The sequence below is a fragment of the Ruminococcus sp. YE282 genome (assembly GCA_900101355.1).
GTDB classification, from domain to species: domain Bacteria; phylum Bacillota; class Clostridia; order Oscillospirales; family Acutalibacteraceae; genus Ruminococcoides; species Ruminococcoides bromii_A.
Genome location: FMUV01000002.1, coordinates 80,972 through 106,995 on the forward strand (window position 1 = coordinate 80,972; position 26,024 = coordinate 106,995).

Here is a 26,024-nt window from a genome sequence, read left to right on the forward strand (position 1 = left end):
TAATTAAAGTCCCCTTTTAATTATTAGAGAATTATTTACGAATCTGCTCTTTAACCTTAGCAGCCTTACCAACTCTGTCACGGAGATAATAAAGCTTGCTTCTGCGAACTTTACCGTAACGAATTACCTTTACGTCCTGTACGTTTGGTGAATGAAGTGGGAACACTCTTTCAACACCAACGCCGTAGGCTACACGTCTTACAGTAAATGTCTCAGCAACACCGCTGCCTCTTTTAGCAATAACAGTGCCTTCAAACATCTGGATTCTTTCTCTTTCGCCTTCGCGAATGTTTACTGATACTCTTACAGTATCACCGATACCGAACTCAGGAGTTGTATCTTTTACTGAGCCGGCAGCAATTGTTTTTAATGCGTCCATTTTTATCCTCCTAATTTTCCCGATATTCTTGCATTATGCAGCGGACTATCAGCTTCAAAATACGGCATTTGCCGTTATTTGACCGTGTCGAGAGTAACGACAGTTTCAAATACTTGTATATAATATCATAAAAACAAGTACAATTCAAGTCCTTTTTCAAAAAAAGGTATATAAACATCAATTATTTGCTTATTTTATCAAGTTTATTCAAAAAATTGATAAAATAGTCCGGCAAATCGGAGCAAAACTCTAAATATTCATTGGTTACAGGATGTACAAAGCCAATTTTTCTTGCGTGCAGGCACTGCCCCACAAAATCAACTTTTTCGTTTTTTACACCATACACCAAGTCACCGGCAACCGGATGACCGATATACGCCATATGAACTCTGATTTGGTGAGTGCGCCCGGTTTCAAGCCTGCATCTTATATGGGTGTACCCCTTATATCTTTTGATTACCGAATAATGTGTGACAGCGTTTTTGCTGTTTTTTGCAATTACGCACATCTTCTTACGGTCGTTGGGATTTCTTCCGATTGGCGCATCAACTGTTCCGTCTTCATCCTTTATATTGCCGAAAACCACCGCTTCGTATTCCCTTGTGAACGAATGTTCTTTTATTTGTTTAGCAATAGAAGTATGGGCAAAGTCATTCTTTGCAACAATGAGCAAACCGCTTGTGTCCTTATCTATTCTGTGAACAATTCCTGGGCGCATAACCCCGTTTATTCCGGAGAGGCTGTCGCCGCAGTGATACATTAATGCATTCACAAGAGTTCCGTCATAGTTTCCCACAGCGGGATGAACAACCATTCCCTTTGGCTTATTGACTACCAAAACATCGTTGTCTTCGTACACAATATCAAGCGGAATATTCTCGGGTTTAGCCTCATAAGGTACAGGCTCGGGAATGCTTACCGAGACAGTCTGTCCTATCTTTAGTTTATACTTTTTGTTTACTTTTTTTCCGTCTACAACAACCAAGCCTTTATCAATAAGGTTAACTGCCGCATTTCTTGAAAGACCTATATCACAAGCAGAAATGAACTTGTCAATTCTTATGTTGTCTTCAGCACAAATAATTTTATGCTCGGTCATTTTTTCGCAACCTTTTCAGAATTATCAAAAGTGTTTGAAAAGAAAAGCACATATATAATAAGCAGAATTGTGCCGATAGTTATGGCATAATCGGCAAAATTACATACAGGAGGAAAAAATGACAAGCTGATATAATCAATAACATAACCATAGAATATTCTGTCGATAAGATTGCCTATACCTCCGCCGATAATCAGTCCGGCAGAAATATAAAACATTTTTCCTTTTGGATGTTTTACAAACATAACAATTATAATTGCAATCAACAGAGCAGATGTAAGAGCAACAAATATCCACCTCATATCCGCAAACATTCCGAAAGCAACACCATTATTTTCAACGTATGTAAATTTAAGAAGATTATCAATCACGCTGACCGAACCGATGGGTTGAAGATTTGACGAAACAAAATATTTTATAATCTGATCGGCAGCCACGATTACAGCACCGATTATCAATGCAACAAAAGGCATATTATCCTCCAAATAAATAAGGCAGCACCGCAAAATTTAATTAATGCACTCAATGCGGTGCTGCCAAAATCAATGTCTAAGAACACATTGATTGTATTTTATTTTAAATTTTCGCAGCAACGTGCGCAGAGTGTTGGGTGTTCGCTGTTTTCACCGACAGTCTTGCTGATTGTCCAACAACGTTCGCACTTTTCTCCCTCAGCTTTTTCAACCTTGATTTCAAGCTCTGAGCCGCCCTCGGTAATCTCAACTTCAGAAACAATAAACGCAGCTGCAAGTTCATCTTTTGCCTTTTTAAGGAACTCAAGATTTTCACCGTTTGCGGAAAGTATAATCTTTGCTTCAAGCGAACCCTTAATTGTCTTATCCTTTATATAAGTTTCGAGAGATTTTTTAACCTCGTCTCTCAGCTCATGAATTTTATCCCAATAAGCCATAAAGTCACTGTCAATTGCAACATCAACTTTTTCAGGCATACAATTGAACACAATGTGCTCATGAACATCATTATTGGAGTGAGGCATATATTTCCAGATTTCATCAGAAGTATATGCAAGGATAGGAGCAATCATTCTTGTCATAGCGTCAAGAATGATATAAATTGTTGTCTGAGCAGCTCTGCGTGCTTTGCTGTCTGCTTTTTCTGTATATAATCTGTCCTTAAGTACATCAAGATAGAAGTTAGACATATCAACAACGCAGAAATTATGAATACTGTGATAAACTATATGAAATTCATACTTATCATAAGAAACCTTAACCTTATCCATAAGCTCATTGAGTTTTGCCAAAGCCCATTTATCTATTGACATAAGCTCATCAGTGCTTACCATATCGGTGTCAGGATTAAAGTCAGACAAATTGCCGAGAATATATCTTGCTGTGTTCCTGATTTTTCTGTATGCTTCTGAAAGCTGTTTAAGAATATCCTGAGAAATTCTTATATCGGCGTGGTAATCGGAAGAAGCAACCCAAAGTCTGAGAACATCGGCACCGTATTGCTTAATAACATCCTGAGGGTCAATACCGTTTCCGAGAGATTTATGCATTACTCTTCCCTTGCCGTCAACAACCCAGCCGTGTGTAAGAACAGCCTTGTACGGAGCTGTGCCCTGGGTAGCAACAGAGGTCAAAAGTGATGACTGGAACCAGCCTCTGTACTGGTCTGCACCTTCAAGATAAAGGTCAGCAGGCCACTTTAAATACGGACGTTTCTTAAGTACGGCAGCGTGTGAAGAACCGCTGTCAAACCAAACATCCATAATATCTTTTTCTTTTTCAAAAGAATGGCAGCCGCACTTTTTACATTTTGTGCCTTCAGGCAAAATTTCCTCTGCTTTGTGTGTAAACCAAGCATTTGAGCCTTCTTTGCCAAACAAATCTGCAACTGCAAGCATAGCGTCTTTATCAATCAACGGTTCGCCGCATTCTTTGCAGTAGAAAATCGGAATCGGCACACCCCATTTTCTCTGACGGGAAATACACCAGTCTTTTCTTTCTCTTACCATTGATGTAATTCTGTCTTTGCCCCAAGACGGAATCCACTCAACATCATTAATTGCCTTTACTGCTTCATCCTTAAAGTCATCAACTGAGCAGAACCACTGGTTGGTTGCACGGAACAATACCGGCTGTTTACATCTCCAACAATGAGGATACTGGTGGACAATTTTCTTGATAGCAAACAACGCACCGATTTTTTCAAGATGTTCTGCAATAGGTTTATTTGCATCGGCGGTTTTCAATCCGGCAAACTCGCCTGCTTCTTCGGTTAAAATACCGTTTTCATCAACGGGAACAATTATCGGAATTTCAGGATAATTAAGGCAAACGTTATAGTCGTCAATACCGTGTCCGGGAGCTGTGTGAACACAGCCTGTACCGCTTTCAAGTGTAACATGATCGCCGACAATTACAAGAGATGTTCTGTCAATAAACGGATGTGCCGTCTTCATATATTCAAGCTCAGAACCCTTTATTGTACCGACAACTTCATATTCTGAAATGCCTGCATCTTCAAAAGCTTTCTTGTAAAGCTCTTCAGCCATTACGTAAAATTCGCCGTTAGCTTTAACAACAACATAATCAAAAGACGGTCCTACACAAATTGCAACGTTTGCAGGCAATGTCCAAGTTGTGGTTGTCCAAATTACAAAATATGTTTTGTCAAGGTCTGCACCCAATGCTGAAAGTTTTCCGAGATCATCGGTTACCTTGAATTTTACATAAATTGAATGACACGGGTCTTCTGCGTATTCAATTTCTGCTTCAGCAAGAGCTGTTTTACATTCAGGGCACCAATAAACAGGCTTTAATCCCTTATATATATAGCCCTTGCAAGCCATTTCGGCAAATATCTTAATTTGTTCTTCTTCAAATTCACGTGTGAGAGTAATGTACGGATTGTCCCACTCACCGATTACACCAAGTCTTTTGAACTGTGTTCTTTGTTCATCTAACGACTGTTCAACAAACTTCTGGCACATCTTTCTGAGTTCAAGCACCGAAATGTCAGCAGAACTGCCAACACCGGCTTCTTTTCTTGCCTTAAGTTCAGTCGGAAGTCCGTGAGTATCCCAACCCGGAACATATGGGGCTTTGAAGCCTGACATATTTTTATATCTTACAATAAAATCTTTTAAAATTTTATTTAACGCCGTTCCAAGGTGAATACTGCCGTTAGCATATGGAGGTCCGTCGTGAAGGACAAATAAAGGTTTGCCCTCATTAAGTTCCATAAGTTTGTCATATACTTTTTCATCTTCCCAATTTTTAAGAGTAACAGGTTCGCTCTTTGGCAATCCCGCACGCATAGGAAAATCGGTCTTCGGAAGATTAAGTGTTGAATTATAATCCTGGGACATTTTCTACTCTCTCCAATATCAATAATTTATGCTATATTAATCAGATATAGTATAATGTATATTTTAATTATTTATTCTGCAGAAACATCATAGTTGTCGCCAAACTTCAGTTGACTGAATTTGCCGTGGCGAGGAGATGCTTTTGCGTTATCCTTTGAATTTTCGTCTGACGGTTCGTCTTTAGTTTCAGACGGTTCAGATGAAGTTTTTTCAGGAATTGTTGCCTGCTTTTCATCATCTGAACTTGTTTCTGTGGTGATTTCTTGCGGCTGTTTATTTTCTTCGTCAGAAGTTTCCTGTACAGGCTGTGCAACTTCATTAGTCGGGAACTTGTCATCAAGAGCTTTTTTAGTATCTTCAAGATTTACCGAAGTCGGCAAATCATCAATGGTTTTGATATGATTCTTATACAACTCAATGAGTTCGCCGCGCAAAGCTACTGCATCGGCTTTAAGGCTAAGGTAATTTTCCTTTTCAAGCGCTGTCATTGCGTTTGCGTCAGCAACAAGAGTCTGAGCCTTTTCTTCTGCATTTCTAACGATTTTTGCAGCCTTTTCTTTGGCTTCCTTAATGCATGCATCAGAAACCTTTTGTGAAGCAAGAAGTGCATTTCTTACTGTTTCTTCATCAGCTCTGTACTGTTCAACGCGAGTTGCAAGCACATCAATCTTGTGAACAAGATTAGTCTTTTCTTTTTTCAGTTGCTCAAACGAAGCAATTACTTCATCAATGAATGAGTCAACGTCTTCAGCTCGATAACCGCCGCTTAAGGTAGCCTTTCTAAAGCTGATGTTTTTAATTTCATCAATTGTAAGCATTAAAATGCACTCCTTATCTAAAATGAATTATCGAAATTCTTATACGCTGTTTTTTTGTGTATCCCACAACAGCTTTGATTATATATTTGCCTTTGCCCCGAATAGTAATACAGTCATCCTGACAAACATTCTGGCTTATATTACGGGCTTCCGAATAATTTAAACATACATTGCCTGACAATATTTGACCTTTGGTCTTTTCACGGGAAAGTCCGGTGATTGCCGCAACAATATTATCAAGTCGCATTGATGACACAATGTATCCGAGTTCTTCAAAGCCTCTGCCTTTTGGAAGATTGTTAAGGTCGGCTTCGCAAATCTTAACGCCGACCCTGCCTATCTTGGAAACCTGGGAAACTATATAATCCTTTACCTCGGACTTAACAAACACAACACATCTGCCGTCCTCAACCAATATATCACCGACCGTTTCTCGTTCAATGCCTAATGACATCAATGCTCCCAAAAAGTCTCTGTGACTGAGCTTGTCACATTTTCTGTATACAAACTCAACCGCCGATACGGGAAAATCCACGGCATCATCATAGAACAATCCGAGAACCTTTCGTTCGCTGTTCTCGTAACCGCCAAAAAAAGAATAGTTTTGAAAATATATTGATTTAAGATAATTATCAGCTATATACTGCTTTCTTTCACTCATAAAAGAGAAAAAATACGGCTTTTGCCATTTTAGGCATAACTCGACTGCATCATCAATTTTTGAACAAAACAGCTTGTCCTTATCAGAAATATACACCGCTATTTTCTAATTCGTCAAGGAGGTCATCACCGGTCAAATCAACGTTGCTCGGAATAATAATATATGTATTAGTAGCAACTCTCTTAATTTTACCGTTGTTAGCATATGCAACACCGCTGAGGAAGTCAAGGATTCTTCTTGCCATATCTTTGTTGGTGTCCTCAAGATTAAGAACAACAGTATTTGTATGCATAAGTTCGTCGGCAATTGTGCGAGTCTCTTCACCAAAACGCTCAGGCTTAAAAATTGCTACCTGAAGCTTTGCTGTTGCGTTAATATTTACAACTTTATTTTTTGAACCCATTCCCTGAACTCTGTCTCTATCTCTTGACTTGGGAGCAGGCTCCTCATAATCATCTTCATCTTCGTCAGCATATCCGTACTCATCGTACTCATACTCGTCTTCGGGAGCATCCCACATACGTTTAAACTTATCTACAAATCCTGGCATATTATATTTCCTCCTAAATTATGTGTAATTTCTTGCGCCAAACAGTGCCGAACCTATTCTAACCATATTGGCGCCCTCAAGTATTGCCTCGTAATAATCGGCAGACATACCCATTGATAGAATAGTCATATATATATTATCTAATTTTTTTTGCGATATGTCAATAAATAACTTGTGCATATTATGAAAATAATTTGAAATTTTATGTTTATTATCACAAATTGGCGGTATTGACATTAAACCTTTAACCGTAACGCCCTCAAGTTGAGCGATTTGACAAAGCAATTCTACCAAGTTTTCCTCAAAAACTCCCGATTTGTTTTCTTCTCTGCCAATATTAACCTCAACAAGGATGTCGGTTGTCTTGTTATGTTTCAAAGACTGGGTTGAAATTTCTTTTGCAAGCTTTAATGAATCGACAGACTGAATCAAATCTACCTTGTCAACAATCTGGCGCACCTTATTGGTTTGAAGGTGACCGATAAACTGAAGTGAACAATTGCTGAGATTATATGCTTCATATTTTGAAAGAAGTTCCTGAACCCTGTTTTCGCCGATATGGTCAAGCCCAAGTGAAATTGCGTGATTGATAACCTCGGGTTCAACGGTTTTGGTGGCAGCAAGAAAGGTTATGTCCTCCCTGCTTTTGCCTGCTTTTTGAGCAGCCTCGGCAATTCGCTCGTTTATCAGTTTGTAATTATATTCAACATCATTTAATGACCTTGCCGTCATATAAATCGTCCCCCTTAACTATTACTTTATCATACAGCGAAACTGTTTCACCGTTAAACAAAATTCCGTCTGCCGGTGACGTATCACAAATTACATAATCTTTATCGGAATGAAGGATTGAAATCTGCTTAAACTGAACTTCGCTTCCGTAAAGGACATAAACGCCTTGAACCTTCTTTTCTTCCTTATGCGGCTGGTCGTTGTCATCATAGGTAACCTTGGTTACATAATCGTCGTGAATTGCTTTTCTGCTGATTCGCAGTCCGGTATATGTTCCCATTCCTATTTCAACAGGCTCTTGTCTTGCCTCAAGAATACTTTCGTTCATATAGTCGCACTTTAAAACCACAAGTGCATTTTCATCATCGGCATTATGATGTATCTTATAAATTTGTGCAGGCATAGATTCGGATGACGCTTCTGAAAGCAGCAAAGAAACCTGGCTGTCCCATGTTGACAAGCTTGCAGCTTCGTCCGATGTAACTTCGCAGGCAACATACCATACGATGTCACTTACAACCTTTCCTGCGGTATTGTCAGACACAGATAATTTTTTTATATCCTTCAAATCAGCTAATGTCATATCCGAAACCTTTGAATAATCAAAAGCGTTTTCATAACCGTCGCAAAACTCGGTAAAATATCCGGCTTTGTCGGTTGTAATGGTTCCCGTGCTTTTGCCGGATGAGCTAGTCAATGAATCAAGTTGAGACTGAAGCTGGGAAATTTCAGAATTAAAGTTTGAAATTTTGCCTGTGCAAAGCAGTCTCTGATTTATGGAATTAAGCAAATTATCGTTGTCTGATTTTGCAAGATTTATATCAGAGTCATTTATATCGTCAAGATATGTTATAATCTTGTCTTCAATCATATTATTGATTACATCTATTCCAACCGAGCCGGTAAGACTTGTCTGCTGAAGTTCCTTTAAACTTTCGATTTTCTTTTGGAGCTGTGCGGCGGTTGTCTGTGAAACAGCATCGCTTTCACTTGAATATACCTTGGCTATCTCACCGCCGGACTGAACCTGCTCACCCTCGGAACACGAATAAGACAAAACTCCCGACGAGCTATTGTTAATTACGTTTTCATCACGAATTATGAAACCGTTTGAAACAATTTTATCTGTTACCGTCGCCAAAACAGCATTCTCGGTAGGATACATATCAAAATTTGCACTTATCAGCAAATATGCAACATAGATGACTGCAAGAGCCGTCAGCGCAAAAACAAGTATTCTTTTAAATAATAATTTATCCATACAAATGTCCTTTGCTAATAATTTCAATTGCATTTGACAGCAAATCGTCAGGTGATAATTCATCAACATAAAGCCAGTTGATTTCTTTATCCCGTTTAAACCATGTTATCTGACGTTTGGCATATCTGCGAGTTTCACGTTTTAAATTTTCAACGCAATCTTCCAATGCTTTTTCACAATTAAAATATGGAATAAGTTCTTTGTAACCAATTGCCTTAACAGAAGTTTGACTCAAATCATTTGACAAAACTTTTTTCGCTTCATCAAGCAGTCCGTTATCAAGCATCAGGTCAACTCTTTTATTTATTCTGTCATACAAAACCTGTCTGTCTTTAAAATTAAGACCTAATTTTATTGTATTATAAGGACTCGGTTCAAGTTTTGATTTTTCAATTTGTTCGGTAATAGTTTTTCCTGTTGTTTTATAAAATTCAATTGCTCTTATAATTCGCTTTGGATTTTTCTCGGCTTTTAACCTATGTGCCGACTTATCATCAAACTCGGAAAGAATATCAAGCAAGGCGTCTACACCCTGTGTTTTGTAAATTTCATTTAGTTCGTCACAAATCTTGCGGTCTCTTTCTTCCTCGCTAAACTTAACGTTATTAAGCAGCGAATCCACATAAAGTCCTGTTCCGCCGACAACAAACGGCAGCTTTCCTCTCGAATGAATATCATTAATGCATTTTTTTGCATCATTAACATACATTGCCACCGAATAGGTTTGGTCAGGCTGCAAAAAATCAATAAGATGATGTTTTATTCCCTGCATTTCCTGAATAGTAGGTTTTGCGGTTGCAATTTGCATACCTTTATATATCTGCATTGAATCGGCAGAAACCACTTCACCGTTAAAATGTTTTGCAAGCTCAACCGCAAGTCCGGTTTTTCCGGATGCAGTGGGACCTATTACAGAGATTAAATTTATTGAATTGTCCAAAAAAATCACACCCTGCCAAATTGTTTTTCAAGCTCACTTTTTTTCATAACAAAACAAATAGGTCTTCCGTGAGGACAATACTTGATATTAGGATTATCTTCAAGTCTTTTTACAATATCAATCAACTCTTCCGGAGTGCTTCTGTCGCCTGCTTTAATAGCTGTTCGGCAAGCAACATTGTGATAAAACCAATCCATTTTTTCTGTAAAGATGTCATTTTTGCCCTGTGCAATATAATCAGACATTTCAACAATACTGTCGGTTATTTCAGAAGCGTCAAGATACTGCGGAGCACTGCGTACTATTACGGAGCTGTTTCCGAAATCTTCAACATCAAAGGCGCAATTTTTGAACATTTCAAGGTTATTAATTGCGGCATCATATTCTGCCTTTCCAAGCGTTACCGTTACCGGCTGAAGCAGAATCTGAGAAAAGGATGCCGCTTTTTCTGCCTTTAACTGTTCATAAATCATTCGTTCGTGAGCAGCGTGTTTATCAATAAAAATAACCTCGTTTTTATTTTTTTCCGCAATTATGTATGTACCGAAAACCTCGCCGATATATCTGATTACGTTTTCGTCTTTTTGTATAAGCCTAATTTCGTTATCATCTTTAACTTCAACTTTTGATTCAGCTTGCTTTTCCTGCGTAATCACAGGAGGATTGTAAGGAATATCAATATTTTTAACTTCATTTGATTCGGATTCATCAACAAATATATTAATGTCTGCATTTTTAGAGTAGCTTTGTTCTCTTTTTGCGTTATTAATTGCCTGCTTTGAATACAAATCAAACGGAGCCTGACTGTCTGAAACTTTTAAATTATCAATATTAACCGTTTTTTGAAGCTTTGGCTTAGGCTCGGTAAACTCAACGGATTCAAAAGGATTAAACTCATTATTCTGTCTGAGATTTTGCGCTTTGAGTTTGATTTCCTGATTTTGTTTTTGTTCTGTGATTCTGTTGGTATTTTGATGTTTAAGAACAACATCCGCATTTTCAAACGGATTGAATTTTTTAATATAATTAAAAGCGGAGTCTGTTTTGAACACAGCCTGCTTTCTGTCGTCGAATTTCATCAATGACGATTTTACCGCATGATACACTGCGTCAAACACGGGGCGTTCGTTAATAAACCTAACCTCGATTTTTGCAGGGTGAACATTTACGTCAATAAGCTCATACGGCAGTTCAATGTTCAGAACACATGACGGGAACTTGCCAACCATAATTGAGCCTTTGAAAGCTTCCTCAATTGCAGCCATTGCAGTTCTGGTCTTAACATAACGGCCGTTAATAAAGAAATTCTGCATATTTCTGTTGGGACGTGAATAGACAGGCTTTGAAATATAGCCTGTTATTTTAATTGAATCAAGCTGGTAGTCAACAGGAATAAGTCCATTAGCAAAATCACGTCCGAACACCGAATATATTGCAGACATTAACTTTCCGTCACCGTAAGTTTTAAGAACCTGTTTTCCGTCACGAATATATGTGAATGCAATTTCAGGATGAGAAAGGGCTGTTTTATCAATTATATTTGATACGGCGTTCCCCTCTGAAATATCCTTTTTCAAAAATTTGGCACGAGCCGGAATGTTATAAAAAAGGTCTCTTATAACAAATGTTGTCCCGTTAGGACAGCCTGCCTCTTCAAAACTTTTTTCTTCTCCGCCCTCAATAATATATGAAGTGCCTATTTCATCATTTATATTTTTAGTTATAAGTTGAAGGCGTGATACCGCACAAATGGAAGCAAGCGCTTCACCCCTGAAGCCGAGTGTTGAAATGCTTTCAAGGTCGGTTTCCACTTTTACTTTGCTTGTGGCGTGGCGCAAAAAAGCAACCTTTACATCATCTCTTGCAATTCCGCAGCCGTCATCGGAAACACGCATAAAGGTAGTTCCGCCGTGCTTGATTTCTACCGTAATGTGTTTTGAGCCTGCATCTATTGAATTTTCAACCAATTCCTTTATGACAGATGCCGGGCGTTCAACAACTTCGCCTGCTGCAATTAATTCTGCAACATGCTTATCAAGAACATTAATAACTCCCATATGCGTCACCACCTTTTATATAGACCATCGAAATTAAATCATTTTTTTAAGTTCATAAAGCAAATTCAAAGCTTCAATCGGAGTAAGCGTGTTTATATCAACTGAATTAATCTTATCAATAATCGGCGTCTGTGCAGACGATATAAGACTTAGCTGCATATCGTCACTTTCATGAGACTTTTCGGTCTTAATTTCAGATTTTCCGCTTTCAAGCTCGGACAAAATTTCTTTTGCACGATTAATAATCGACTGCGGTACGCCTGCAAGTTTTGCAACTTCTATTCCGTAACTGTCGTCTGCTCCGCCCTTTACAATGCGGCGCAAGAACGTAATGTCATCGCCGCGCTTTTTTACGGCTATGCTGTAATTCTTTACCCCGTCAAGCAAATCTTCCATAACGGTGAGTTCGTGATAATGTGTGGCAAAAAGAGTCTTGGCACCGAGTTTTTTCTTATCTGCACAAAATTCAAGAACAGCCCTTGCAATGCTCATTCCGTCAAAGGTGGAAGTTCCTCTGCCTATTTCGTCAAGAATAAGCAAACTTTTTGATGTTGCGGTCTTAACAATATTTGCAACTTCGTTCATCTCAACCATAAACGTTGACTGACCCGAAGCCAAGTCATCGGAAGCGCCAACTCGGGTAAAGATGCTGTCTACAATACCAATCTCGGCAGACGAAGCAGGAACAAAACTGCCTATTTGTGCAAGCAAAACTATGAGGGCAATTTGCCTCATATACGTTGATTTGCCCGCCATATTCGGTCCGGTTATTATTGCCACTCTGTCGGAATTGCTGTCAAGATAAACATCATTCGGTACAAACGGCGCGTCTTTAAGCAGAGCCTCAACCACAGGATGACGTGAATCCTTAATCTTTATTGATGACGATTGATTGACATACGGACGAATATAGCAATTATCGGAAGCAACATTTGCAAGCGAAGTAATTACATCAAGGGTTGCGATTGCCTTTGCGGTATTCTGAATACGTTCAAGATTTTCGGCAACTTGGGTTCTGACGGATTCAAAAATTGAATACTCCATTGCGACAGACCTGTCTTTTGCACCGAGTATTCTGGATTCAACTTCTTTTAAATCCTGAGTTATATATCTCTCACAATTAGTAAGAGTTTGTTTCCTGATATAAGTATCGGGAACCTGAGATTTGTACGAATTGGAAACCTCTATGTAATAACCGAACACTCTGTTATATCCGACCTTGAGCTTGGGAATTCCTGTCGCCTCACGCTGTTCAGCCTCAATTTGGGCAAGGATTTCCTTTGAATTATTCATATCGTTCGTTACGCTGTCAAGCTCGGTATTATATCCTCGCTTTATCATTCCGCCCTCACGCACGGTAAACGGCGGATCGTCAACAATTGAGCTTTCAATCAAAGTATGAATATCATCAAGTATGTCAATATTTTTATGTATATATTTCAGATATGCGGCATTACAGCCCGAAGTCAGCTCGGAAATTTTGGGCAAAGTTTGAATTGCCGAACACAAAGAACGCAAGTCTCTTGCGTTGGCAGAACCGTAGACAATTTTTGTCATAAGTCTTTCTATATCAAATATGCCTGTGATTTCCTCGGTAATTTCAAGCCTTAGCACATTGTTATTTACAAGTTCCTCAACAGCACTCTGGCGGTTATTTATTGAGGTTATGTTCATCAGCGGGTGCTCAAGCCACGAACGAATAAGCCTCTTGCCCATTGCTGTTTTTGTTTTATCTATTACCCAAAGCAGCGAACCCTTTTTTTCTTTTGTAAGCATTGTTTGCGTAAGTTCAAGATTGCGCTGAGTATTATAATCAAGTTTCATATATTGGCTTTCACTGAAAAGCTCAATATGACTTATTCTCTCAAGACCGCTTTTCTGCGTGTCTTTCAAATAATTAATAAGTGCACCGATTGCAGATACAAGGGAGGTTTTGTCCGCAACATTTTGCGATTCGTCGCCGAACTGATTCTGAACGGTGTTAAGGCAAGTTTCAAAGTCAAATTTAGAATCCTCAAGCATCTCAACACCGGCGGAAAGTTTGTTCTTGATAAACGACGGAAGTTCCTTAATATTTACAATGTCTCCGCCAATTAAAATTTCACGTGGATTATAACTTGAAAGCTGGCTTGTAAGAACATTATAAAAGCCTTTTCCCGAAACCTCGGTAGCATATAATTCTCCTGTGGAAATATCGCAAAAACACAAACCAAGCTTTTTATCTTTGGAGAACATACAACAAATGTAGTTGTTTTTTCCCTCGTCAAGCATACTTTGCTCAAGAACCGTTCCCGGAGTAATAACACGAATTATATCACGCTTTACAAGACCTTTTGCCTTTGCAGGGTCTTCGGTCTGCTCACATATCGCAACCTTATAACCCTTGGCAACAAGGCGGGCAATATATCCCTCACAACTGTGAAAAGGAACTCCGCACATCGGGGCACGTTCTTCTTGTCCGCAGTCACGGCCTGTCAGTGTGAGTTCAAGTTCCTTTGAAGCGAGCTTGGCGTCATCATAGAACATTTCGTAGAAATCTCCAAGTCGAAAGAAAAGGATACTATCCTTGTTTTCTTCTTTTATTTTAAAATATTGTTTCATCATTGGAGATAACTCCGCCATATTCTCACTCCCCTAAACTATACTAAATGCCGTTAATCAGTGACAGCTGCCGCAGGTTTCACAGCTGCCTGAACAAGACGACTGTGAATAATCGGCAGTATCAGGGTCTGCACCCTCAGCAGACTGCTGTACTATTGCAAGCACTCTGTTGGCAACCGCATCAAACTCTTCTTTTGCAGAGTTGTATGCAATCATATTTTCGTTGGACATAATCTTTGAGTATACCTCACGCATCTCAGTGTTTAGCTGAGAAAGCTTGTCCTGGTCTCTTTCCTTTTTGGAAGCCTCATTGTTTATTGACATTCTTTTAAGGTTAAACTCACCGATAAGGCTCTGAAGTTCTATATCGGCGTCAGCCTTATCCTGAACTTCGTGAAGCTTAATATAGCTTTCTTCCTGCTGAATAGCCTTTCCGAGTTCTCTTGCCAATGCAATAATATTCATTTTATACCTCCGTTATACTAATTCGCCCTTTAAAATCCAATTGCGGGCTTTTGTGATTTTTACATTTTGGAATGTGCCGATTAATTCTTTCGGCGCTTCAAGCTCAACAATTATGTTACCGCTTGTACGAGCCTCAAGCTCGTTATTTTTACCGGTTTCCTTTTCAATAAGAACCTTTTCGGTTTTTCCGACCATTGAAGAACAGCGTTTTGCAGCAATTTCTTCCTGCACGTCAAGCAATTCTCTGAACCATTTCGATTTTTCTTCATAAGGAATCGGGTCGTCCTTTTTTTCAGCCGGAGTACCTTTTCTTGGTGAAAAAATAAATGTAAACAATGAAGTAAATTCAACTTCTTTTATGAGCGAAAGAGTTTGTTTGAAATCTTCATAGGTTTCACCCGGAAAACCGACAATTATATCGCTTGTAAGTGACAGACCGTCAATCTTTTCCTTGGCATAATTTATTGTTTCAAGGTATTTCTTTCTGTCATAATGGCGGTTCATAGCTTTTAAGATTCTGTCCGAACCGCTTTGAAAAGGAAGGTGAAGATGTCTGCTTATATGAGTTCCGTCGGCAATTGCGTCAATCAATTCTTTTGAGCAATCCTTAGGATGCGAAGTCATAAATCTGAGCCAATAGTCGCCGTCAATTGAATCAATGCTCTTAAGAAGCTGAGCGAACGACACCTTGTTTTCAAGGGTTTTGCCGTAAGAATTGACATTTTGACCGAGCAATGTAATATCCTTATACCCGGACTTTATCATTTGACTTGCTTCGCTTATAATAATATCCTTTTCACGGCTGCGTTCTCTGCCGCGTACATACGGCACAATACAGTATGTGCAAAAATTATTGCAACCATACATTATTGGAAGCCAACCCTTAAAAGTGCCGTCACGGCGAACGGGAATCCCCTCGTATATCTTATTATCGTCATTACCGCGTTCAAACACACGCTTGCCGTTTACAAGTGAATTGTACATAAGCTCAGGAAAATGATGCAGAGAATGTGTTCCGAAAACAAGACCGACAAAAGGAAAACTTTTATAAATTCTGTTTGCAACGTGCTCCTGCTCCATCATACAACCGCAAAGCGCAATTAAAATCTGGGGATGTTTGCGCTTTAGGTTTTTGAGTGCGCCGACATTGCCGAAAACCCTGTCTTCTGCGTGTTCACGAACCGCACAGGTGTTAAAAAGGATAAAATCGGCGTTATCCGGAGAATCTGCAAAGTCAAATCCTGAGTCGCTTAGCATACCCTTTATTTTTTCGCTGTCGGCAACATTCTGTTGGCAACCGTAGGTGCGAATATAAGCAAGGGGCTTTTCTCCCCTTTTTCGTATTTCCATAATTTCCGCAATCAATTTCATATATTCTGACTGCGAATCAGACAGTTTATCCGGTTGGACAAGAGTTTCAGCCAAATAAATGCCTCCTAACCCATTATTAGTATTATCTTTGCTATTATACCACAAGATATATAGATTTTCAACCTAATTTGGCAGTAAAATATTTAATTACTTCATCTGATAAAGATTGCCGTAGGACGACGGAACCGAACCGACAATTACCGTTTGAGCTATCTCATAGTCTGTTGTGTAAGTAATGGAACCCATATAATCAAGAGAAACTGTATTAATCTTGGAAGTTAAAAGAAGCTTTATGTGATGAACGGTCTGATTTATTCCTGCGTGTTCAAATGTACTGATAATTTCCGAATTGAAGCTTCCTGTAATACTCGTGCTAAAACTTAACATAGGACCTGCACCCGACAAAATCGAAATATTTGTAAAGGCTCCAAAAGGAATATTTACTTCGCAATCATAAATTTTTGCAATCTCTTCCTGAGCGGATTCAGTGACCGCTACCTTGATTTTGTCAAGCTTTACGGTATCGGTCTCTATTGATTGCACATTACCTGATTCAGAATATTTTATCAATGCAATATCGTTATAACTGTAATTTAGTTTCTCAAGGGCATTACTTACTGCTTGGCTGATTGCTCTGCTGGACATAATTTCCGATTGATCACGTACAAACTCAGGCACAAATTCTTCAAGCTGACTTTCGCAAAGAACAATTAATCCTACCGTAAAGGTAATAAGAATTACAGACAATCTGAAAACAAATCTTTTAAGCCTGAAAAACCTTTTCTTCCGTTTACAGCGATAAATCAAAAAAAACACCCCTCGTATATAATATACAAAGGGTGTAATTATGTTAAGTTTTATTCAACGTCTGCTTCAGCGTCATCAGCTGTATGAGAACATTCCTCACAATCACAACCGTGGCCGCATTCATCTTCATCAAAGAGATCCGAAAAATCAAACTCGAGAAGTTCACCACAGTTTGGACACTCAATTTCGCCTTCAAGAAGAACATCTTCTGAAACATTGAGCTTCTGTCCGCAAGAACCGCAGGTTACCTCATAAAAAGGATTTTCTTCGTCTTCATAATCTTCTTCATCGTCACAATCACAACAATCATCGCAACCGCAGTTACAATCATCATCAAAAAGCTCAGTCTCGACATCAGCCAAATCCTGGTCAATTTCATCAACCTGACCGCTTAAATCGTCATACAAATCTTCCATATCATTTACTGAATATGAGATATCGTCAAGCAAATCAAGGATTGCGTTGATAACCTTAACCTCCGGCTTTGACTCGTCAAGGTTAAGTCCTTCGGCAAGACCTTTGATGTAAGAAATTTTTTCAGTTAAATTCATATTTTTCTCCCGCAGAGATTAAGCTCTGCCCATATACTCGCCTGTTCTTGTGTCAATCTGAATAACTTCGCCCTCGTCAATAAAGAGAGGAACCTTTATTTCTGCACCTGTTTCAAGAACAGCCGGCTTTGTTGCGTTTGTGGCTGTGTCGCCCTTGAAGCCCGGATCAGTCTTTGTAACCTTAAGTTCTACAAAGTTTGGCGGCTCAACACCGAACACATTGCCTTTGTATGAAAGCACCTTACAAACCATATTTTCTTTAACAAACTTAAAGCTGTCGCCGAGAACACTTTTGTTTATAGGGAGCTGTTCCCAAGTTTCTGTATCCATAAAGTAATAAAGATCACCGTCTGAATAGCTGTACTCCATATCCTTTCTGTCAATAAATGCAGTAGGATATTTATCATTAGGGTTGAAAGTTTTTTCAACAACTGCACCTGTAATTACATTTCTGATTTTAGTTCTTACAAAAGCAGCACCTTTACCCGGCTTTACATGCTGGAATTCAATAATTGAAACAACCTGTCCGTCCATTTCAAATGTAACGCCGTTTCTGAAATCACCTGCTGAAATCATTATTATAACCTCCTGATTATATTTTATACAGTAAAATTCACTGTAACAATATCAAATAACATTATACATAAAACTAATTAAAAATGCAAGCATTTTATAGTATTATGAGTTCTTTCGGCAAATTCACAAAGTTGTGACAGCCGTATTCGGTAACGCAAAGCATATCTTCTATTCTTACGCCGAATTTGTTCGGAAGATAAATTCCCGGTTCATCGGTTATTATCATTCCGCTTTTTAAAACCGTATTGCTTCTGTAAGATACGGTTGGTGCCTCGTGAATTTCAAGTCCTACACCGTGTCCTGTTGCATGACCGAAATAATCGCCGTATCCTGCCTGCTTTATCACATTGCGTGCGGCGTTATCAACATCGCTGCACAAAGCTCCCTGCTTAACGGATTTCAGTGCAGTCAGCTGAGCATTAAGCACAATATTATACACAGAACGCATTTCATCGCTTGCACTTTTCACCGCAACAGTTCTGGTGGTGTCACTGCAATAGCCGTCATACACAGCGCCAAAATCACAGGTAAAGAAATCGCCCTCCTGTATTCTGTCTCCCGACGGAACACCGTGCGGCAACGAAGTCTTTTTTCCGGTAATTGTAATTAAATCAAACGAAGCCTTTTGTGCGCCGTAAAGCTTCATATAATATTCAAGGCGGGCAGCAATATCGCTTTCTTTTGCGCCGGGCTTAACGTAGTTGAGAGTCTCCAAGTACGCATTTTCCGCAATATTCTGCGCTGTTTGTATTTTGTCAATTTCGACTTCATCTTTAATGCATCTTATTTCAGAAATCAAATTGTCAAGCTCCGAACTCGAAAAAGAAGCTATTCCTTCCTTTTCAAAGGCGTTTTTAAAAAGCTCAAAACGAGCAACGGTGATTGCGGACGCCTCAAAATACAAAGATTTAACGTTTAACGACTTGCACACATCGGAAACATCCGATGACAGTTTCTTGAAACAAACCACTTCGCAATTCTCGGCACACTTTTGTGCAGCTTCAAAATATCTGAAATCAACAAACAAATATGACTTGTCTGAAGAGATGAGCATAACGCCCTCACTGTGTAAAAAGCCGGAAAAATATCCGACATTGACCTCGTTTGTTAAAAGAACAGCTTCATCGGAATTTTTCAGAATTTTTCTTAAAGAATCCACTCTGGATTCAAATTGTTTTTCCATTAAATCAAGTCCTTCAGTGCATTTATTGCAAGAAAATAACTGTTCTTTCCGAATCCTGCAATTTGTCCGACGCAAACCGGAGCTATAACAGAAGTATGTCTGAACTCTTCTCTTGCATGAATATTTGACATATGAACTTCAATGTAGGGGATTTTTACACAAGCTATTGCATCACGCAAAGCATAGCTGTAATGTGTTAAAGCACCGGCATTAATTACAACGCCTGCATAACTGTCTTTGGAAGCGTGAATTTTATCTATGAGGTCACCCTCATGGTTTGACTGAAAGACATCAGCGGAGAAGCCGCATTTTTCAGCATAGTCTTTAATCTGTGCATCTATACTTTGTGCAGATTCCTCGCCATAAATTCCTTTTTCCCGTACTCCGACCATATTAAGGTTCGGACCGAGCAGAACAAGTATTTTTTTCATAAACTCACCCAAATTATAATTGAATAAAACAAAAAGCGGACAGAATGCTCTGTCCGCCTGTTTGATTACCTGTATTTGCGTTTGCGAGCTGCTTCGGATTTCTTTTTACGCTTTACAGAGGGCTTTTCATAAGCTTCTCTCTTGCGTACCTCAGCAATAACGCCAGCTCTGGCACACTGCTTCTTGAATCTTCTTAAAGCACTTTCAAGTGATTCATTCTCTTTTAATCTAATTTCAGCCATCTATTTTCCCTCCCATCTGCCATACAGCATGGGTAATATGCATATAATTGCAGATATATTATATATTAAGTAGCGAATATTGTCAATAGAAATGTAGAAATTTAGAATAAAATAATTTATGTTGTTGTTAAATTAAGCCAATAGATTAAGGTTTAACAACAATGTTCACAAGTTTTTTAGGAACAACAATTTCTTTGATTATATTCATTCCGTTAACTGCGTTAGCAACCTTTTCGTCAGCTTTTGCAAGCTCAAGGATTTCTTCCTTTGTTGCATCAACAGAAACATTAAGTTTTGCCTTAATCTTTCCGTTAACCTGAACAACAATTTCAACAGTGTCGTCAACGCATTTGCTTTCGTCATACTTTGGCCATTCAGCCTCTGCAAGAATACCGTTTCCGAGTTTGCAAGCCTCATATACTTCTTCGGTTACGTGAGGAGCAAATGGGTTAAGCAAAATCGAGAAAATTCTTAGCTCTTCTTTATTGATTGACTTGACGTTTGTAATATCGTTAATTAATGCCATAAGGGTTGCGATAGCAGTATTGAACTTAATATTTTCAATATCTTCACCAACCTTCTTAATTGCCTTGTGGAACGCACTCTCAAGCTCGGGACGAATTTTATCACCGTCAATGAGAATTGTCTGCAAATTCCAATAACGCTCTACAAATCTGCGGCATCCTCTTATGCTTGCCTGGCTCCACGGAGCAGCCTTTTCAAAGTCGCCGATAAACATCTCGTAAAGTCGCATTGTGTCTGCGCCGTATTCATCTACAATATCATCGGGGTTAACTACGTTTCCTCTTGATTTACTCATTTTTTCGCCGTTTTCGCCCAGAATCATACCGTGTGAAGTACGTTTTGCATACGGCTCTTTTGTTGGAACCACACCGATGTCATAGAGGAACTTGTGCCAGAAGCGGCTGTAAAGCAAATGTAAAGTTGTGTGCTCCATACCGCCGTTGTACCAATCAACAGGTGACCAATACTCAAGAGCTTCTTTTGATGCGAGAGCCTTGTCATTGTGAGGGTCCATATATCTCAGATAGTACCATGATGAACCTGCCCACTGCGGCATTGTATCTGTTTCACGGTATGCCTTTCCTCCGCAGTGAGGACAAGTGGTTTCTATCCAGTCTGTCATCTTTGCAAGCGGAGATTCGCCGTTATCAGTCGGCTCGTATGATTCAACCATAGGAAGTCTCAGCGGCAGCTCGCTTTCATCTATCGGAACATAACCGCATTTATCGCAGTGTACTATCGGAATAGGTTCGCCCCAATAACGCTGACGTGAGAATACCCAGTCACGCAGTTTGTAATTAACCTTTGTATGACCCTTGCCGTTTTCGGTAAGCCATTCAATTATCTTTTTCTTTGCGTCTTCAACGCTTAATCCGTCAAGAATACCTGAATTTACCATTACTCCGGTCGCACAGTCGGTAAATGCTTCTTCCTGAACATTTCCGCCCTTTACAACCTCGATGATAGGAAGGTCAAATTTCTTTGCAAACTCCCAGTCACGTGTATCGTGAGCAGGAACAGCCATAATTGCACCTGTACCGTATGATACAAGTACATAATCTGAAATAAATATGGGAATTTCTTTATTGTTTACAGGATTAACAGCTTTTACTCCGTCAAGTTTAACGCCTGTTTTTTCCTTTGCAACTTCTGTACGTTCAAAGTCGGATTTACGTGCAGCGGCAGCCTGGTATTCTCTTACAGCGTCAATATTGGAGATTATGCCTGACCATTTTTCTATCAGCGGGTGCTCAGGAGAAATTACCATATATGTAGCACCGTAGAGTGTGTCGGGACGGGTGGTATAAACCGTAAGTGTATCGCCTGTTGTTGTCTTAAAATCAACCTCGGCACCCGTACTTCTGCCAATCCAGTTTTTCTGCTGAGCCTTTACACGGTCGGGATAATCAACAAGGTCAAGGTCATTGATAAGTCTGTCGGCATACTCGGTGATTTTGAGCATCCACTGAGACTTTACTTTGTGAACAACTTCACTTCCGCAGCGTTCGCAAACACCGTTTACAACCTCTTCGTTTGCAAGTACGCATTTACAGGAAGTACACCAGTTTACATTCATTTCTTTTTTATAGGCAAGGCCGTGTTTGAAGAGCTGAATAAAAATCCACTGAGTCCACTTGTAATAATCAGGGTCAGTTGTATTTATCTCTCTGCTCCAGTCAAAGGAAATGCCGAGAGACTGAATCTGCTTTTTAAAGCGGGCAATATTTTTCTTTGTAACGATTTCGGGATGAATATGATTTTTAATTGCATAGTTTTCTGTCGGAAGTCCGAATGCGTCCCAACCGATTGGATAAAGAACATTGTAGCCCTGAAGTCTTCTCTTACGAGCAACCGTATCAAGTGCCGTATAAGGACGCGGATGTCCAACGTGAAGTCCCTGTCCCGACGGATAAGGAAATTCTATAAGGGCATAGAATTTTTCTTTATCAGAGTGAGGATCGGCGTGGAAAACACCTTTATCCTCCCATATTTTTTGCCATTTTTGTTCAACTGCTTTATGATTGTATTTCAATTTAATCCCTCCGATTAGTCAATTATACCCGTCAAATCAACCGGTTTTCCGTCTTGCCACAATCTGTCAAGGTCATAGAACTTGCGTGCTTCGTCGGAAAATACGTTTACTATTACATCAACATAGTCAAGCAATATCCAGGTATTTGACCTGTATCCCTCTATATGACTGACAGACACGCCTGCCTCGTCAAGTTTATACTCAATTTCATCTGCAAGAGCCTTGACATGTGTTGAGCTTGTACCTGTTGCAATTACCATATAATCGGCAAGCACGGAAACATCGCTGATTTCAATAACCTGAATATCAAGACCTTTTTTGCTGTCAATTGCCTTTGCGGCAAGTATCGCCTGTTCGTAAGAAGTCATATATTTATCCTTTCTGTTTATTCAAAACGATTTCATTATAACAATTCAGTTCATCGGGATGAATTGCAAGCTCACGTGAGCTAAGGTCAGAAAAAGTAAACTGAAAGCCGAAAATCATCGCTTCTTCAAGGCTCAGTTTAGACTTTTGGCGCATAGTTTCAACACCGTTATAATCACGCTCTGCCGAAGTAAAGTCGGCAATAAAAATTATTTTTTCAAGAAGTGACATTCCCGACCTTCCGGTGGTATGGTACCGAATCGCATTAATTATATCTTCATCAGTAATACCGAGATGAGATTTTACATAAACACTGCCGCTTATGCCATGCCATAATTTTGGCGCTTTTTTTTGAATATCGTCTAAAATTATACCACCATCGTGTATAATTTGCAACTGCTTATCGGGATTAAGTTCCTTGGTTATATCATGCAGTACACCGGATGTATACGCCTTGTCCGGGTCGGCACCGTATTGTTTTGCAAGAGAAACCGCCTCTTTTGCAACATTAAGGCAATGGGTATATCTTTTGTCGCCCATCATCGGCTTTATTATCTCACAATAATTCTGCTTGCTCAAAAAATCACTTCCGATATATATTATTCTTTGCTATATATTCATAAACATTCTTGTCCAAAAGGTTCGATACAAGTTCAGGCTTGTCAATGTTATCCCTGATGTATGTTGAAGAAACCTGTTCAACCGGGTTGTCAAGGATTACGGCATTTGCTCCGAGAGGTTTTAATACCCTATTGTAATAATCGGTCATATCGCTCTTATCGGAATCATTACGGGGTATTGCGGCTATAATCGCATTTTTAAAGATTACTTTCGGGTTTTTCCAATCCGCAAGAGTAAGAAACATATCCGCTCCCATAATCAGATACAATGTATCCTCAGGAAATAATTCTTTAAGTGAATTAAGAGTTTCAAACGTATAGCTTTTTCCCTTACGCCTTATTTCAATATCAGATACTTCAAAATTATTATCAGGCAAAACGGCAGTCTTGCACATACTGATTCTGTGTGAGGAATCGGCAAGATTTACACTTGCTTTATGCGGCGGAGTGTAAGTCGGAATAAAAATAACTTTATCCAAACCAAGCTTATTTTGACAATACCGTGCGAGTTGAATATGTCCGTTATGGATGGGATTAAACGTTCCGCCGAGTATACCAATTTTCTTCATTTCTTTTTTGCCTTAGGAAGAACTATGACGGGTTCGTCGGGATTTGGTCTGTAAAGAACAAACTTGGAACCGATTACCTGAACTACGTCGGCATTGCATTTTTCGGCAAGGCAGTCGGCACATTCACGTGACGAATAACTGCTGTTTTCCAAAACTCTGCCCTTTATAATTTCACGAGCCGTCAGGGCTGTGTCAGCCTGCATAATAATGTTATCTGTGATTTCACCCTTGCCGACTATCAATATTGTATCAAGTTTATTTGCAAGTCCGCGCAAATAAGCTCTCTGTTTACTTGTTAACATATTTATTCCTTTCAGTCTTTGTCCGAATTTTCAAAATATTTTTTAAGTTCAACCTGAAGTTTTCTCAAAGATTTTCCCCTGTGGCTTACCTTGTCCTTTTCTTCGGCTGTAAGCTGTGCATAGCTTTTATCCCCGTACAGGAATACAGGGTCATAGCCGAAGCCTTTGTCTCCTAAAGGCTCAAATGCAATTTTACCGTCACATCTGCCCTCTACTTCTATCTTTGAACCGTCAGGCAAAATACAGCAAATTGCAGAAGTAAAATGTGCACTGCGTTTATCTTCGGGAACATCTTTCATTTCATTTAAAAGCTTTGTGTATCTGTCCTTATCCGTTGCGTTTTCTCCGGCATAGCGGGCGGAATAAACGCCCGGTCTTCCGTCAAGAACGTCTACGCTGAGTCCGGAATCATCGGCAACCGCAGGCATACCTGTTTTTTTGAAAGCGGCGTCAGCCTTTAAAAATGCATTTTCGGCAAATGTTGTTCCGGTTTCTTTCACCTCGTCAAGAACGACGCCGGCTTCCTTGGCAGAAACCGCTTCAATTCTGAGAGGATTTAAAATACGTTCAAGCTCAACTAATTTTTTTGGATTGTTTGTTGCAATTATAAACTTCATATTACTTCTCCGTTTTTGTAAATAGAGCTTTTGTAAATTCTTCTGCATTGAACGGCTGCAAGTCGTCAATCTGTTCGCCAACGCCGATATACTTAACAGGAATATTAAGTCCGTCCCTGATTGCAAGCACAACGCCGCCCTTGGCTGTTCCGTCAAGCTTTGTAAGCACAATACCTGTGATTCCCGTTGCATCTCTGAATTGCTCAGCCTGATTTACCGCATTTTGTCCTGTTGTGGCGTCAAGCACAAGGAGTTTTTCCTTTGAAGCGTTCGGAAGTTCACGGTCTATTACCCTGTTTATTTTTGCAAGCTCGTCCATAAGGTATTTTTTATTATGAAGTCTTCCTGCCGTATCGCATATTATTACGTCGGCATTTCTTGCCTTTGCGGCGGATATTGCGTCAAAAATTACAGCCGCAGGGTCACTGCCCTCGCTCTGTTTGATAATTTCGCAACCGCTGCGTTCTGCCCAAATATCAAGCTGTTCTATTGCTGCGGCACGGAAAGTATCAGCTGCCGCAAGAAGAACCTTTTTGCCCTGGTTTGAAAGTATTTTTGCAAGTTTACCTATTGTAGTGGTTTTGCCGACACCGTTTACTCCGATAACAAGAATAATTGACGGCTGAGTTTCAAGGTTAAGCTCATTGTCGCCGCTGAGCATCTCGCTTACGATTTCTTCAAGCAGACCTGTAATCTGATAAGGAACGGAAACGCCCTCTTCTTTAACTCTTTCAACAAGTTTTTGTCTGATTTTTTGTGATGTTTCAACTCCGACATCACCCATAACAAGCATCTCTTCAAGCTCGTCAAAAAGATCTTCGTCAATTACAGTTGCCGAACACAGCATATTGTCAATTTGACCGATAACTGCGTCTCTTGTCTTTTTTAGTCCTTCTTTAATCTTACTGAAAAATCCCATAATATCATTCCTT

General features: G+C 39.5%; 27 protein-coding genes. All 27 read right to left on the minus strand.

Annotated features, from left to right (window positions below; genetic code table 11):
- Positions 1 to 31 precede the first annotated feature (31 nt).
- The 27 genes from rplS to ftsY all read right to left on the minus strand — a co-directional run bounded on the left by rplS (position 32) and on the right by ftsY (position 26,011).
- Entirely contained in the window at positions 32 to 379 is a 348-nt protein-coding gene (gene rplS, locus BLP46_RS01615; RefSeq protein WP_092974588.1) for a 50S ribosomal protein L19, read from the minus strand.
- Between the two features lie 181 nt (positions 380 to 560).
- Positions 561 to 1,478: an RluA family pseudouridine synthase gene (locus BLP46_RS01620; RefSeq protein ID WP_092974591.1), complete on the minus strand. Its 918-nt coding sequence runs from the start codon at positions 1,476 to 1,478 to the stop codon at positions 561 to 563.
- Positions 1,475 to 1,951, minus strand: coding sequence for a signal peptidase II (lspA, locus tag BLP46_RS01625; protein ID WP_092974594.1), 477 nt, complete (start codon positions 1,949 to 1,951; stop codon positions 1,475 to 1,477). Before lspA ends, BLP46_RS01620 begins: the two co-directional genes overlap by 4 nt.
- 98 nt (positions 1,952 to 2,049) lie before the next feature.
- Positions 2,050 to 4,815 (minus strand): isoleucine--tRNA ligase, encoded by a 2,766-nt coding sequence (ileS, locus tag BLP46_RS01630; protein WP_092974597.1) that lies wholly within the window; start codon positions 4,813 to 4,815, stop codon positions 2,050 to 2,052.
- A gap of 71 nt (positions 4,816 to 4,886) precedes the next feature.
- Positions 4,887 to 5,633: a DivIVA domain-containing protein gene (locus tag BLP46_RS01635; protein ID WP_092974600.1), complete on the minus strand. Its 747-nt coding sequence runs from the start codon at positions 5,631 to 5,633 to the stop codon at positions 4,887 to 4,889.
- A gap of 13 nt (positions 5,634 to 5,646) precedes the next feature.
- On the minus strand, positions 5,647 to 6,390 hold the full coding sequence (locus tag BLP46_RS01640; protein WP_092974603.1) for a YlmH family RNA-binding protein: 744 nt from the start codon (positions 6,388 to 6,390) through the stop codon (positions 5,647 to 5,649).
- Positions 6,377 to 6,844, minus strand: a complete 468-nt coding sequence (locus BLP46_RS01645) for a cell division protein SepF (RefSeq protein ID WP_092974605.1) — start codon at positions 6,842 to 6,844, stop codon at positions 6,377 to 6,379. The genes BLP46_RS01640 and BLP46_RS01645 overlap by 14 nt, the downstream gene beginning before the upstream one ends.
- Positions 6,845 to 6,862: 18 nt before the next feature.
- Positions 6,863 to 7,576 carry a YggS family pyridoxal phosphate-dependent enzyme gene (locus BLP46_RS01650; protein WP_092974609.1) on the minus strand — a complete coding sequence of 238 codons (714 nt, stop codon included), beginning with the start codon at positions 7,574 to 7,576 and terminating at the stop codon, positions 6,863 to 6,865.
- Positions 7,554 to 8,837: a biotin/lipoyl attachment domain-containing protein gene (locus tag BLP46_RS01655; RefSeq protein ID WP_092974612.1), complete on the minus strand. Its 1,284-nt coding sequence runs from the start codon at positions 8,835 to 8,837 to the stop codon at positions 7,554 to 7,556. Before BLP46_RS01655 ends, BLP46_RS01650 begins: the two co-directional genes overlap by 23 nt.
- Positions 8,830 to 9,786 (minus strand): tRNA (adenosine(37)-N6)-dimethylallyltransferase MiaA, encoded by a 957-nt coding sequence (gene miaA / locus BLP46_RS01660; protein ID WP_502685980.1) that lies wholly within the window; start codon positions 9,784 to 9,786, stop codon positions 8,830 to 8,832. Before miaA ends, BLP46_RS01655 begins: the two co-directional genes overlap by 8 nt.
- Positions 9,783 to 11,834, minus strand: a complete 2,052-nt coding sequence (gene mutL / locus BLP46_RS01665) for a DNA mismatch repair endonuclease MutL (RefSeq protein WP_092974618.1) — start codon at positions 11,832 to 11,834, stop codon at positions 9,783 to 9,785. Before mutL ends, miaA begins: the two co-directional genes overlap by 4 nt.
- 33 nt (positions 11,835 to 11,867) lie before the next feature.
- Positions 11,868 to 14,456, minus strand: coding sequence for a DNA mismatch repair protein MutS (mutS, locus tag BLP46_RS01670; RefSeq protein ID WP_092974621.1), 2,589 nt, complete (start codon positions 14,454 to 14,456; stop codon positions 11,868 to 11,870).
- Positions 14,457 to 14,492: 36 nt separating this feature from the next.
- Positions 14,493 to 14,900 (minus strand): YlbF/YmcA family competence regulator, encoded by a 408-nt coding sequence (locus BLP46_RS01675; RefSeq protein WP_092974624.1) that lies wholly within the window; start codon positions 14,898 to 14,900, stop codon positions 14,493 to 14,495.
- 12 nt (positions 14,901 to 14,912) lie between these two features.
- Complete coding sequence (gene miaB, locus BLP46_RS01680; protein WP_318259398.1) at positions 14,913 to 16,325, minus strand: tRNA (N6-isopentenyl adenosine(37)-C2)-methylthiotransferase MiaB; 1,413 nt, start codon at positions 16,323 to 16,325, stop codon at positions 14,913 to 14,915.
- A gap of 93 nt (positions 16,326 to 16,418) precedes the next feature.
- Complete coding sequence (locus tag BLP46_RS01685; protein WP_092974627.1) at positions 16,419 to 17,078, minus strand: sporulation protein YunB; 660 nt, start codon at positions 17,076 to 17,078, stop codon at positions 16,419 to 16,421.
- 50 nt (positions 17,079 to 17,128) lie between these two features.
- The gene (locus BLP46_RS01690; protein ID WP_092974630.1) at positions 17,129 to 17,629 is read right to left on the minus strand and encodes a CD1247 N-terminal domain-containing protein; all 501 of its coding nucleotides are present in this window, start codon (positions 17,627 to 17,629) and stop codon (positions 17,129 to 17,131) included.
- Between the two features lie 18 nt (positions 17,630 to 17,647).
- Complete coding sequence (gene efp / locus BLP46_RS01695; protein ID WP_092974633.1) at positions 17,648 to 18,205, minus strand: elongation factor P; 558 nt, start codon at positions 18,203 to 18,205, stop codon at positions 17,648 to 17,650.
- A gap of 94 nt (positions 18,206 to 18,299) precedes the next feature.
- Positions 18,300 to 19,388, minus strand: coding sequence for an aminopeptidase P family protein (locus tag BLP46_RS01700; protein ID WP_092974635.1), 1,089 nt, complete (start codon positions 19,386 to 19,388; stop codon positions 18,300 to 18,302).
- Positions 19,388 to 19,819: a type II 3-dehydroquinate dehydratase gene (gene aroQ, locus BLP46_RS01705; RefSeq protein ID WP_092974638.1), complete on the minus strand. Its 432-nt coding sequence runs from the start codon at positions 19,817 to 19,819 to the stop codon at positions 19,388 to 19,390. The genes BLP46_RS01700 and aroQ overlap by 1 nt, the downstream gene beginning before the upstream one ends.
- Before the next feature lie 65 nt (positions 19,820 to 19,884).
- On the minus strand, positions 19,885 to 20,061 hold the full coding sequence (gene rpsU / locus BLP46_RS01710) for a 30S ribosomal protein S21 (RefSeq protein ID WP_015523801.1): 177 nt from the start codon (positions 20,059 to 20,061) through the stop codon (positions 19,885 to 19,887).
- A 145-nt stretch (positions 20,062 to 20,206) separates the two neighbouring features.
- Positions 20,207 to 22,618 carry a leucine--tRNA ligase gene (gene leuS, locus BLP46_RS01715; RefSeq protein WP_092974641.1) on the minus strand — a complete coding sequence of 804 codons (2,412 nt, stop codon included), beginning with the start codon at positions 22,616 to 22,618 and terminating at the stop codon, positions 20,207 to 20,209.
- Between the two features lie 14 nt (positions 22,619 to 22,632).
- Positions 22,633 to 22,986 carry a ribosome silencing factor gene (rsfS, locus tag BLP46_RS01720; RefSeq protein ID WP_092974644.1) on the minus strand — a complete coding sequence of 118 codons (354 nt, stop codon included), beginning with the start codon at positions 22,984 to 22,986 and terminating at the stop codon, positions 22,633 to 22,635.
- Between the two features lie 4 nt (positions 22,987 to 22,990).
- Positions 22,991 to 23,563, minus strand: a complete 573-nt coding sequence (yqeK, locus tag BLP46_RS01725; RefSeq protein WP_092974647.1) for a bis(5'-nucleosyl)-tetraphosphatase (symmetrical) YqeK — start codon at positions 23,561 to 23,563, stop codon at positions 22,991 to 22,993.
- A 4-nt stretch (positions 23,564 to 23,567) separates the two neighbouring features.
- Positions 23,568 to 24,173: a nicotinate-nucleotide adenylyltransferase gene (gene nadD, locus BLP46_RS01730; protein WP_092974650.1), complete on the minus strand. Its 606-nt coding sequence runs from the start codon at positions 24,171 to 24,173 to the stop codon at positions 23,568 to 23,570.
- On the minus strand, positions 24,170 to 24,475 hold the full coding sequence (locus BLP46_RS01735; protein ID WP_092974653.1) for a YhbY family RNA-binding protein: 306 nt from the start codon (positions 24,473 to 24,475) through the stop codon (positions 24,170 to 24,172). Before BLP46_RS01735 ends, nadD begins: the two co-directional genes overlap by 4 nt.
- An 11-nt stretch (positions 24,476 to 24,486) precedes the next feature.
- Positions 24,487 to 25,092: an RdgB/HAM1 family non-canonical purine NTP pyrophosphatase gene (rdgB, locus tag BLP46_RS01740; protein ID WP_092974656.1), complete on the minus strand. Its 606-nt coding sequence runs from the start codon at positions 25,090 to 25,092 to the stop codon at positions 24,487 to 24,489.
- A 1-nt stretch (position 25,093) separates the two neighbouring features.
- Positions 25,094 to 26,011 (minus strand): signal recognition particle-docking protein FtsY, encoded by a 918-nt coding sequence (gene ftsY / locus BLP46_RS01745; RefSeq protein WP_092974659.1) that lies wholly within the window; start codon positions 26,009 to 26,011, stop codon positions 25,094 to 25,096.
- Between the last annotated feature and the right edge of the window lie 13 nt (positions 26,012 to 26,024).